Genomic DNA, 10,892 nt, shown 5'->3' on the forward strand with positions numbered 1-10,892 from the left:
CCCCGCGCCCTCGAAAATGCCTGCGTGTGGCAGGAGGGTTCGCTGTACGTTGGGCGGGCGCGCGGAAACGGCAGGTTTCCGCAGTTCAGAAGACGTTTCGAGGCAGACCAGTGTTCCTTGCGATCAGTGCGACCGGCGCCCCGGAGCGCCCAGCGACCGACCTCGGCTATCTGCTGCACAAGCATCCTGATAAGTCACAGTCGTTCTCGACCTCCTACGGCAAGGCGCACGTCTTCTACCCCGAGGCGAGCCCGGAGCGCTGTACGGCGGCGCTGCTCCTGGAGCTGGACGCGGTGGCACTGGTCCGGCGCGGCAGGGGCAAGGGCCGCGGCGGAGCACCGGACGCGGCTCTCGCGCAGTACGTCAACGACCGCCCGTACGCCGCCTCCTCGCTTCTCGCCGTGGCACTGAGCAGTGTGTTCTCCAGCGCGATGAAGGGCAGCTGCCAGGCGAGGCCGGAGCTGCCCGCGCGTCCGCTGCCCCTGCGCGTCGAGGTGCCCGCACTGCCGGCCAGCGGCGGCGCCGGTCTCGTACGCGCGCTGTTCGAACCGCTCGGGTGGGCGGTGAGCGCGGAGCCGGTGGCGCTGGACACGGAGTTCCCCGAGTGGGGCGACTCGCGGTACGTGAGCCTCGTACTCGAAGGGGAACAGCGTCTCGCGGACGCCTTGCGCCACCTGTACGTCCTCCTGCCGGTGCTCGACGACGCCAAGCACTACTGGGTCTCCTCCGACGAGGTGGACAAGCTGCTGCGGGCGGGGGAGGGCTGGCTGTCGGACCACCCGGAGCAGGAGCTGATCACCAGCCGCTATCTGGCGCGCCGTTCGTCGCTCACCCGGCAGGCCAGGGAGCGGCTGGAACTCGTACGGCTCGCCGAGACGGACGACAGCGCGGTCGAGGAGATCGACAACGCCGTCGACGAGCGGACGGACACCGAGGAGGCGCCCGTACCGCTCGCGGTCCGGCGCCGGGAGGCGATCGTCGCCGCGCTGCGGGCGAGGGGCGCCGCCAGGGTGCTCGATCTCGGCTGCGGACAGGGCCAGTTGGTGCAGGAACTGCTCAAGGACACGCGGTACACCGAGATCGTCGGGGTCGACGTGTCGATGCGGGCGCTCACCGTGGCCGCGCGGCGGCTCGGCCTGGAGCGGATGGGGGAGCGCCAGTCGGAGCGCGTCAGGCTCGTCCAGGGCTCGCTCGCCTACACCGACAAGCGGCTCAAGGGCTACGACGCGGCGGTGCTCAGCGAGGTCGTCGAACACCTCGACCTGCCGCGGCTGCCCGCACTGGAGTACGCGGTGTTCGGCTCCGCGCGCCCCGGGACGGTGATCGTGACGACACCGAACGTCGAGTACAACGTCCGCTGGGACACCCTCCCGGCCGGTCATGTCCGGCACGGCGACCACCGCTTCGAGTGGACGCGCGCCGAGTTCAGGACGTGGGCGGCCGAGGTCGCCGAACGGCACGGCTACGAAGTGGAGTTCGCACCGGTCGGCCCCGACGACCCCGAGGTGGGACCACCGACCCAGATGGCGGTCTTCGCACTGCGCGCACAGGACACGCGTTCACGGCACACCCGCGGACAGGACACGAAGGAGGAGAAGGCAGCATGAGCGACAACGGGACCAGGGTGCGTACGCTGCCCGTCACCGACCTCTCCCTCGTCGTGCTGATCGGCGCGTCCGGCTCGGGCAAGTCCACCTTCGCCCGGCGGCACTTCAAGCCGACCGAGGTGATCTCGTCGGACTTCTGCCGGGGCCTCGTCGCCGACGACGAGAACGACCAGAGCGCCAGCAAGGACGCCTTCGACGTCCTCGACTACATCGCGGGCAAGCGTCTCGCGGCCGGCCGGCGCACCGTCGTGGACGCGACCAGCGTGCAGTCGGACAGCCGCAGGCAGCTGATCGAGCTGGCCAGGAAGCACGATGTGCTGCCCATCGCCATCGTGCTCGACGTGCCCGAGGAGGTGTGCGCCGAACGCAACGCCGCGCGCACCGACCGCGCCGGCATGCCGCGCCGCGTCATCCAGCGGCACATCCGCGAACTGCGGCGCTCACTCAGGCAGTTGGAGCGTGAAGGCTTCCGCAAGGTGCACGTCCTGCGGGGCGTCGAGGAGGTCGAGACCGCGGAGGTCCGTACCGAGAAGCGGTACAACGACCTGACCCACCTCACCGGCCCCTTCGACATCATCGGCGACATCCACGGGTGCGCCTCCGAACTGGACGCACTGCTGGCGAAGTTGGGCTACGTGGACGGCGTGCACCCCGAGGGGCGTACGGCCGTGTTCGTCGGCGACCTCGTCGACCGCGGCCCCGACTCCCCGGGCGTCCTGCGCCGGGTGATGTCCATGGTCGGCTCGGGCGACGCCCTGTGCGTACCGGGCAATCACGAGAACAAGTACGGCCGCCACCTCAAGGGCCGCAAGGTACAGCCCACCCACGGCCTCGCCGAGACCATCGCGCAGATGGAGAACGAGAGCGACGAGTTCAAGCGGCAGGTACGGGAGTTCGTGGACGGGCTGGTCAGCCACTACGTCCTCGACGGCGGCGGCCTCGTCGTCTGCCACGCGGGCCTGCCCGAGAAGTACCACGGCCGTACGTCGGGCCGGGTGCGCTCGCACGCGCTGTACGGCGAGACCACGGGCGAGACCGACGAGTTCGGGCTGCCCGTGCGCTATCCGTGGGCCGAGGACTACCGGGGCCGGGCAGCGGTCGTCTACGGCCACACGCCCGTGCCGGAGGCCACCTGGCTCAACAACACCATCTGCCTGGACACCGGAGCCGTGTTCGGCGGCAAACTCACCGCGCTGCGCTGGCCGGCGCGCGAACTCGTCGACGTACCGGCCGAGAAGGTCTGGTACGAGCCGGTCAGGCCGCTGGCGTCCGAGGCGCCGGGCGGCCACGAGGGACGGCCGCTCGACCTCGCGGACGTGCACGGCCGCCGTGTCGTCGAGACCCGGCACGCGGGCCGCGTCGCCGTGCGCGAGGAGAACGCCGCCGCGGCCCTGGAGGTCATGAGCCGCTTCGCCGTGGACCCCCGTCTGATGCCGTACCTGCCGCCGACCATGGCACCCACCGCGACCTCCCGTGTGGAGGGCTACCTGGAGCACCCGGCCGAGGCCTTCGAGCAGTACCGGGCCGACGGGGTCGCGCGGGTCGTGTGCGAGGAGAAGCACATGGGCTCGCGGGCGGTGGCGCTGGTGTGCCGCACCGCGGAGACCGCGCGCGAACGGTTCGGGACGACGACCGGGGCCACGGGCGCGCTGTACACCCGTACCGGGCGCCCCTTCTTCCCGGAGCCGACCGGCGGTTCCGTCGATTCGGGCGCGGGGGGCTCCCTCACCGAGGAGATCCTCGGCCGGGTGCGGGACGCCGTCACTGAGGCCGGCCTGTGGGAGGAACTGGACACGGACTGGCTGCTGCTCGACGCCGAGCTGCTGCCCTGGTCGCTCAAGGCCTCCGGACTGCTGCGCTCGCAGTACGCCGCCGTGGGCGCCGCGGCCGGCGCGGTGTTCCCGGGAGCGGTCGCCGCGCTGGAGAGGGCGGCGGCGCGGGGCGTCGAGGTGGGGGACCTGCTGACCAAGCAGCGGGAACGGGCCGTCGACGCGGCTGCCTTCACCGACGCGTACCGGCGGTACTGCTGGCCCACGTCCGGTCTGGAAGGAGTGCGGCTCGCCCCCTTCCAGATCCTCGCCACCCGGGGCCGCAGCCTGGCGGCCGTACCGCACGACGAGCAGCTGACCCTGATCGACCGGCTGGTGACGGCCGACCCGTCCGGGCTCCTGAGCACCACCCGGCGCCTGTTCGTCGACACGGACGACCCGGCGTCGGTCCGGGCCGGCGTCGACTGGTGGCTGGAGATGACCGGCCGCGGCGGCGAAGGCATGGTCGTCAAGCCCGTCGGGGCCGTGGCACGCACGCCCAAGGGCCGACTGGTCCAGCCGGGCATCAAGTGCCGGGGCCGGGAGTACCTGCGGATCATCTACGGTCCGGAGTACACCCGCCCCGAGAACCTCGACCGCCTGCGTGGACGCTCCCTCGACCACAAGCGCTCCCTCGCCCTGCGCGAGTACGCCCTGGGCCTGGAATCCCTGGACCGCCTCGCCGACGGGGAGCCGCTGTGGCGGGTGCACGAGGCGGTGTTCGGGGTGCTGGCGCTGGAGTCGGAGCCGGTGGATCCTCGGTTGTAGGGTTTTCCTCACCCCACCAACCGCAGCCGCCGCCCGCAAACCCCCACCCGCACCGACTGCCCCCACGTGAGTTCCAGCGCGTCCCCCTCCATCCCGTCGCCGAACGCGATCAGGCGTTCGGATTCGGCGGTGAGGGTGAGGCGGGAGGTGGCGGAGAGCTGGCCCGCCACCTGTGAGGTGCCGGTCGTCGGGGACGGCCAGGCCTCGCGGACGCACCACACCAGGCGGTCCTCCGTGGGGCGGGGGAGGGGCAGGGGGTTTCCCCTCTCCTGCCACACCGACCTGATCCACCCCGTCGCGCCCGTCCCCGTGCCCACCAGCACCCCGGAGGAGGCCTGGGCCTCGACGACGCCCGCACCACCCGTGGAGGGGCCGCCTCCCTCGACGCCCAGGCGGTACCGGGCCGTCTGGTGGCCCGCCGCGCCCAGGTAGATCTCGTTCAGGGCGAGCAGCCGCTGGGTGTCGTCGGCCACGGCCTCCACCATGGTGAGTTCCGCCATGCCCGTCCCGGCGGCGAGCGCCGCGGGGAGCAGGCGGGCCGCGTCCGCCGGGCTGTGGCGTACCAGGACGCCCGCGTTGCGGCCGGGGTCCGCGTCGATGCCCACCACCGGCTGCCCGGTGAGGTACTTGGCCGCGTTCGCCACCAGGCCGTCCTGGCCGACCACGACCACCACGTCCTCCGGGGCGAACAGGAAGCGGTCCAGGTCGGCTCGTTCGACACGGCTCTGACGCCACGTCAGGGGAATCGCCGCGGTCACGTCCGACAGCGCGCGCCTCGTGCGGCGGTGGCGTTCCGCGACCTCCTCGATGTCCCGGCCGCGGGAGGAGAGGAAGAAGGCGGCCTGCCCGTGCGTGCCGTGGTGGGCCACCAACTCCTCGTACTCCGTGGTGCGGTGGACCAGTACGATCCGCGGGGCGAGGCTCATGTGCCGTCCCGTACGCCCAGTTTGGCCAGCAGGCCGGTCAGTACGTCCGGCGAGATCGTGACGCTGTCGATGTTCGGCAGGTTCTCGGCGAGCCGCGTCCCGGTCAGGGCGTGCAGGGTGCTGTTGTCGACGTCCGCGTGCACCCGCAGCCAGGCGGCCTGGGCCTGTGCCCGCGCCTCCCCGACCTCGCGCGCCGCCTCCGCCTCCGCCCGCGCCAGCCGTACGGCACGGGTCGCCTCGGCGTCCGCGAGCCGTACCGTCCGCTCGGCCTCCGCCTTGGCCAGCCGCTCGTTCCGCCTGGCCTCGGCGTCCGCGAGCCGCACGGACCGCTCGGCCTCCGCCCCGGCCAGTTTCACCGTCCTGGCCGCCTCGGCCTCGGCGCGTACCGCGTCCGCCGCAGCGTGCTCCTCCGCCTCGCGGCGGGTGTTCGTACCGCGCTGCTCGACCAACTGCTCCTCGCGCCGCGCGAGTTCGATCTGGCTCGCCAGTTCGTTCTCGGCGATCGCCCGCTCCCGCTCGACGGCCACGGCCCGCCGCTCGTACGTGGCGCGGTCCGCCTCCTGCTGGATCTGCTCGCGGGCCGGGGTGCGCAGGGCCCGCTCCACCTCCGGCTCCGGGCGCAGGGCCACCACGCGCACGGCGACCACCTCGATACCGGTCGCGGGCAGCCGCGGTTCCGCCGCCAGTCCGGCCGCGACCCGCTCCCGTACCGACGCCACGCCGTCGACCAGCGCCGACGCCAGGGTCGTACGGGCCAGTACGTCCAGGGCGTGCTGCTGGGCCGACTCGGTGAGCAGGGTGCCCAGTTGCTCCAGCGGCGCGCCCCGCCACACCCCGGTGTCGGGGTCGATGGAGAAGTCCAGGCGCGCCGAGGCGAGCGCCGGGTCGCTGACCCGGTAGGTGACGGTCGCCTGTACCGCGACGTCCTGGAAGTCGGACGTACGGGCGTGGAAGGTCATCGCCAACTCGCGGTCGTCCACCGGTACTTCGGACAGTGCGGCGCTCAGCGCGCGGTACCAGAAGCTGAGTCCGGGACCGTCGTGCAGCAGTTCCGCGCCGCGGTGGTGCCGGATGTGCGCCGTCGGAGCGCCGCGCAGGTGGCGCCAGCCCAGGCGCCTGGTGATGTCGGCCATTGGATTCCCTCGTTCCCCCTCGTTTGTCGTCTGGCCGACGATAACCAGTTCTCCTATTAATAGTCAAGGAGACTATTAAAGAGGTGGAGGAGGGGTGGGGATGCCCAGGCGAACGCGTGGGCGAAGAAAGTGCCGAGCGGTGGGTCAAGCGGCCCTCGGGTGGTCAGGATGGAGTCATGGGATTCCACGTCGACTCCGAAGCCGGGCGGCTGCGCCGCGTCATCCTCCACCGGCCGGATCTGGAGCTCAAAAGGCTCACCCCCAGCAACAAGGACGCCCTCCTCTTCGACGACGTGCTGTGGGTGCGCAGGGCGCGCGCGGAGCACGACGGGTTCGCGGACGTCCTGCGCGACCGCGGCGTCACCGTCCACCTCTTCGGTGACCTGCTGACCGAGGCCATGGCCATCCCGGAGGCCCGGTCGCTCGTCCTGGACCGGGTCTTCGACGAGAAGGAGTACGGGCCGCTCGCCACCGATCACCTACGGGCCGCCTTCGAGGGTCTGCCGGCCGCAGAGCTGGCCGAGGCGCTGGTCGGCGGGATGACCAAGCGGGAATTCCTCGAAGCGCACCCCGAGCCGACCTCCGTGCGCTTCCACGTCATGGACCTGGACGACTTCCTCCTCGGCCCGCTGCCCAACCACCTCTTCACCCGCGACACCTCCGCCTGGATCTACGACGGCGTCTCCATCAACGCCATGCGCTGGCCCGCGCGCAGACGCGAGACCGTGCACTTCGAGGCGATCTACCGGCACCACCCGCTGTTCCGCGCGGAGACCTTCAACGTGTGGTCCGAGGGGCAGGCCGACTATCCGTCCACCATCGAGGGCGGCGACGTCCTCGTCATCGGCAACGGCGCCGTGCTCATCGGCATGAGTGAGCGGACCACACCCCAGGCCGTGGAGATGCTCGCCCACAAGCTCTTCGCCACCGGTTCGGCGCAGTCCATCGTGGCGCTCGACATGCCCAAGAAGCGGGCCCTCATGCACCTCGACACGGTGATGACGATGGTCGACGGCGACACCTTCACCCAGTACGCGGGCCTCGGCATGCTCCGCTCGTACACCATCGAACCGGGCGTCGGCGACAAGGAACTCAAGGTCACCGACCATCCGCCGGAGCACATGCACCGCGCGATCGCTGCCGCGCTCGGGCTGAGCCGGATCCGCGTCCTGACCGCCACCCAGGACGTGCACGCCGCCGAACGCGAGCAGTGGGACGACGGCTGCAACGTCCTCGCGGTCGAACCGGGCGTCGTCGTCGCCTACGAGCGCAACCAGACCACCAACACCCACCTGCGCAAACAGGGCATCGAAGTGATCGAGATCCCGGGCAGCGAACTGGGCCGGGGGCGCGGCGGCCCGCGCTGCATGAGCTGCCCGGTGCAGCGGGACGCCGTGACCCTGGGCTGACCGGCCCGGACGCGAACAGGGGGCTGTATAGAAATGTGGGTCGTCGTATAGAATTCCAAGAGTCCCTGTTTACGTAACCCTGGAGCGCCCCCATGGCGACAGTCCCGTACGCCCTCGCCGGCCGCCACTTCCTGAAGGAGCTGGACTTCACGCAGGACGAGTTCCGCGGCCTGATCGAGCTCGCCGCCGAGCTGAAGGCGGCGAAGAAGGCCGGGACGGAGACCCAGCGGCTACGGGGCCGGAACATCGCGCTGATCTTCGAGAAGACCTCGACACGCACACGCTGCGCCTTCGAGGTCGCCGCCGCGGACCAGGGCGCGTCGACCACGTACCTCGACCCGTCCGGCTCGCAGATAGGGCACAAGGAGTCCGTGAAGGACACCGCCCGGGTGCTCGGCCGGATGTTCCACGCGATCGAGTACCGGGGGGACAGCCAGGAGGGCGTCGAGGAGCTGGCGGCCCACGCCGGGGTGCCCGTCTACAACGGCCTGACCGACGACTGGCACCCGACACAGATGCTGGCGGACGTGCTCACGATGGTCGAGCACTGCGACAAGCCCCTGAACGAGATCTCCTTCGCCTACCTCGGCGACGCCCGCCTCAACATGGGCAACTCCTACCTGGTCACCGGCGCGCTGCTCGGCATGGACGTACGGATCGTCGCGCCGAAGGCCTACTGGCCGGTCGAGGAGGTCGTGGCGCAGGCGCGCGAGCTGGCCGTGGTCAGCGGGGCGCGGATCACGCTCACCGAGGAGGTCGGCGAGGGGGTCCTCGGCGTCGACTTCGTCGCCACGGACGTGTGGGTGTCGATGGGGGAGCCCAAGGAGGTCTGGGACGAGCGCATCGCCGACCTCGGCCCGTACGCCGTGACGATGGACGTCCTGCGGGCCACCGGCAACGCGGACGTCAAGTTCCTGCACTGCCTGCCCGCCTTCCACGACCTGGGCACCAAGGTCGGGCGCGAGATCCACGAGCGGCACGGGCTCGACTGCCTGGAGGTCACCGACGAGGTCTTCGAGTCGGCCCACTCGGTCGTCTTCGACGAGGCGGAGAACCGGCTGCACACGATCAAGGCGGTCCTGGTGGCGACGCTGTCCTGAGCGGTGTCCCGGCTGCTGCCAGGAGTGCTCTCAGGCCGACCTCCGCTGGTGGGGGACCACCGGCAGCCGGAACCAGACCGCCTTGCCGGACTCCGTCGGGCGGTGACCGCACGACGAGCTGAGGGTGCGGATCAGCAGCAGCCCGCGGCCGTGCTCCTGCCAGGGGTCGGGCTCGCACGACGGATCGGGGACCGTGAGGTCGCCCGGCGGGGACGGGTCCGGGTCGTGCACCTCGACCTGGCATCCGGTGGGCAGCAGCTCCACGACCAGCTCTATGGGTGAGTCGCCCCTGGTGTGCTCCACGGCGTTGGCCACCAGTTCGGCGGTGAGCAGCTCCGCGGTGTCGCAGTCGGCGGACAGCTCGATCTCCGCCAGCGCGGTGCGGACCAGTGCGCGGGCGACCGGCACCGCCGCGACGGTGTGCGGCAGGGCGATGCGCCAGGAGGCTGGGGCGTGGGGCTCGTGCAAGGCGGATCCGTTCATGGAGCAGGATGTCCTGCTTTCAACTTTAGGAATGGTACGTCGCATCCCGACAGAGGCGGTCGGTGGGCTCTTTTCGGGACGTTCGGCCCGGTCCGGGCTGTCTACCCAGAGGAACGGTTCGCCGACCGCGGACCGCTCCCGCCGTTACGGAGCTATCGACGAGTCGTGACTCGGTGACCGGGCGTGTCACGACAGCGAGAAGCCGGGCACCTCGTCGCTGGTGCCCGGCCTCGTACTCGTACTCGTACGCTCCTGCGGTCGGATCGGCGGTCGGATCGGCGGTCAGATCGCGGCAGCGGTCTCGCTCAGATCGACCATGCCCGCCGTCAGCGTCGATCCGTCCGCCGGGTCGATCAGGATGAACGCGCCGGTACGGCGGCTGTCGGCGTAGTCGTCGAGCGCGAGCGGCTCGGCGGTGCGCAGGGTGATCCGGCCCAGGTCGTTCGCGTGCAGCTCCGCCGAGCCGCTCGCGGTCAGGTTCGTCACGATCGCCTTCACCATGCGGGTCGTATGTCTGACGAGCACCCGGTCGCCGACGCGCAGCGGACGGTCGGCCAGATGGCAGACGGCGGCCCGGACGTCCCTGGTGAGCGCGGGCACGTCCGGACCGCTGGTGATCATGTCGCCGCGCGAGACGTCGAGGTGGTCCGTCAGACGCAGGGCCAGCGACTGCGGCGCGTACGCCTCCCGTACCTCCTCCCCGAGTACGTCGATGCCCTCGATCGTGGACGTTCCGCCGGAGGGGTGGACGGTCACGCGGTCGCCGACGCGCAGCGAGCCGGAGGCCAGCTGGCCCGCGTAGTGACGGGCCTCGCCGTGCCGGATCACGTACTGGACGGGGAACCGGGCGGGTGCGCCCGTCGGGTCGGCGCCGACCGGGACGGACTCCAGGTGCTCCAGCAGCGCGGGGCCCCCGTACCAGTCCATGCGCGCGGAACGCTCCACCACGTTGTCCCCGGCCAGCGCCGATACGGGGATCGGGGTGAAGCCCGGCAGGTCCAGCTCGGCCGCGTGGCCCGCGAAGTCCTCGACGATCCGGTCGAACCCTTTCGCCTCGTATCCGACGAGGTCCATCTTGTTGACGGCGAGCACGACGTGCGGGACGCGCAGGAGGGCGGCGATCGCGGCGTGGCGGCGGGTCTGCTCGACGACTCCGTTGCGCGCGTCGACCAGGACCACGGTCAGTTCGGCGGTGGAGGCGCCGGTGACCATGTTGCGGGTGTACTGCACGTGGCCGGGGGTGTCGGCGAGGATGAAGCGCCTTTTCGCGGTGGCGAAGTAGCGGTAGGCGACGTCGATGGTGATGCCCTGTTCGCGTTCGGCGCGCAGGCCGTCGGTGAGGAGGGCGAGGTCGGGGGTGTCCTGGCCGCGGTTGCGGGAGGCGTGCTCGACGGCTTCCAGCTGGTCGGTGAGGACCGACTTGGAGTCGTGGAGGAGGCGGCCGACGAGGGTGGACTTGCCGTCGTCGACGGATCCCGCGGTCGCGAAGCGCAAGGTGTCGACGCCTGCGCGTATCGCCGAGGTGGTGGTGCTGGTCATGGCTAGAAGTACCCCTCGCGCTTGCGGTCTTCCATCGCGGCCTCGGACATCTTGTCGTCGGCGCGGGTGGCGCCCCGCTCGGTGAGCCGGGAGGCGGCGATCTCGGTGATCACGGCCTC

Annotated in this window: 8 protein-coding genes and 1 pseudogene; 4 read left to right on the top strand and 5 right to left on the bottom strand. The window is 71.3% G+C overall.

The genetic code is table 11. The features are described from left to right. The first annotated feature begins 110 nt into the window (after window positions 1–110). Both C6Y14_RS38670 and C6Y14_RS38675 read left to right on the top strand, forming a co-directional pair. A complete protein-coding gene (locus C6Y14_RS38670; protein WP_107021575.1) occupies window positions 111–1,607 on the top strand; it encodes a 3' terminal RNA ribose 2'-O-methyltransferase Hen1 in 1,497 nt (498 codons plus the stop codon). Beyond that, window positions 1,604–4,183, top strand: a complete 2,580-nt coding sequence (locus C6Y14_RS38675) for a polynucleotide kinase-phosphatase (protein WP_107021576.1) — start codon at window positions 1,604–1,606, stop codon at window positions 4,181–4,183. The genes C6Y14_RS38670 and C6Y14_RS38675 overlap by 4 nt, the downstream gene beginning before the upstream one ends. 8 nt (window positions 4,184–4,191) lie before the next feature. Here the strand turns inward: C6Y14_RS38675 and C6Y14_RS38680 are convergent, their stop codons facing one another. Beyond that, the gene (locus tag C6Y14_RS38680) at window positions 4,192–5,109 is read right to left on the bottom strand and encodes a hypothetical protein (RefSeq protein ID WP_107021577.1); all 918 of its coding nucleotides are present in this window, start codon (window positions 5,107–5,109) and stop codon (window positions 4,192–4,194) included. Beyond that, window positions 5,106–6,242 carry an SPFH domain-containing protein gene (locus C6Y14_RS38685; RefSeq protein WP_107021578.1) on the bottom strand — a complete coding sequence of 379 codons (1,137 nt, stop codon included), beginning with the start codon at window positions 6,240–6,242 and terminating at the stop codon, window positions 5,106–5,108. The genes C6Y14_RS38680 and C6Y14_RS38685 overlap by 4 nt, the downstream gene beginning before the upstream one ends. A 176-nt stretch (window positions 6,243–6,418) precedes the next feature. Here C6Y14_RS38685 and C6Y14_RS38690 point away from each other — a divergent pair, with 176 nt between their 5' ends. Further along, window positions 6,419–7,651, top strand: coding sequence for an arginine deiminase (locus C6Y14_RS38690; RefSeq protein WP_107021579.1), 1,233 nt, complete (start codon window positions 6,419–6,421; stop codon window positions 7,649–7,651). A 92-nt stretch (window positions 7,652–7,743) separates the two neighbouring features. Next, entirely contained in the window at window positions 7,744–8,751 is a 1,008-nt protein-coding gene (gene argF, locus C6Y14_RS38695; RefSeq protein WP_107021580.1) for an ornithine carbamoyltransferase, read from the top strand. A gap of 30 nt (window positions 8,752–8,781) precedes the next feature. Here argF and C6Y14_RS38700 read toward each other — a convergent pair whose 3' ends face one another. From C6Y14_RS38700 to C6Y14_RS38710, 3 genes and pseudogenes are all read right to left on the bottom strand, one after another. Further along, window positions 8,782–9,234: an ATP-binding protein gene (locus C6Y14_RS38700; RefSeq protein ID WP_107021581.1), complete on the bottom strand. Its 453-nt coding sequence runs from the start codon at window positions 9,232–9,234 to the stop codon at window positions 8,782–8,784. A gap of 282 nt (window positions 9,235–9,516) precedes the next feature. Further along, the gene (locus tag C6Y14_RS38705) at window positions 9,517–10,773 is read right to left on the bottom strand and encodes a sulfate adenylyltransferase subunit 1 (protein WP_107021582.1); all 1,257 of its coding nucleotides are present in this window, start codon (window positions 10,771–10,773) and stop codon (window positions 9,517–9,519) included. A 2-nt stretch (window positions 10,774–10,775) separates the two neighbouring features. Further along, a pseudogene (locus C6Y14_RS38710) lies at window positions 10,776–10,892 on the bottom strand (sulfate adenylyltransferase subunit CysD); the annotation flags it as partial.

This window comes from Streptomyces dioscori (genome assembly GCF_003024195.1).
Lineage (GTDB): Bacteria > Actinomycetota > Actinomycetes > Streptomycetales > Streptomycetaceae > Streptomyces > Streptomyces dioscori.

Excerpts from the sequence above, each read along its gene's own strand:
- C6Y14_RS38675 (WP_107021576.1), top strand. The coding sequence starts at position 1,604 with ATGAGCGACAACGGGACCAGGGTGCGTACGCTGCCCGTCACCGACCTC.
- C6Y14_RS38700 (WP_107021581.1), bottom strand. The coding sequence starts at position 9,234 with ATGAACGGATCCGCCTTGCACGAGCCCCACGCCCCAGCCTCCTGGCGC.
- C6Y14_RS38705 (WP_107021582.1), bottom strand. The coding sequence starts at position 10,773 with ATGACCAGCACCACCACCTCGGCGATACGCGCAGGCGTCGACACCTTG.
- argF (WP_107021580.1), top strand. The coding sequence starts at position 7,744 with ATGGCGACAGTCCCGTACGCCCTCGCCGGCCGCCACTTCCTGAAGGAG.
- C6Y14_RS38680 (WP_107021577.1), bottom strand. The coding sequence starts at position 5,109 with ATGAGCCTCGCCCCGCGGATCGTACTGGTCCACCGCACCACGGAGTAC.
- C6Y14_RS38690 (WP_107021579.1), top strand. The coding sequence starts at position 6,419 with ATGGGATTCCACGTCGACTCCGAAGCCGGGCGGCTGCGCCGCGTCATC.
- C6Y14_RS38685 (WP_107021578.1), bottom strand. The coding sequence starts at position 6,242 with ATGGCCGACATCACCAGGCGCCTGGGCTGGCGCCACCTGCGCGGCGCT.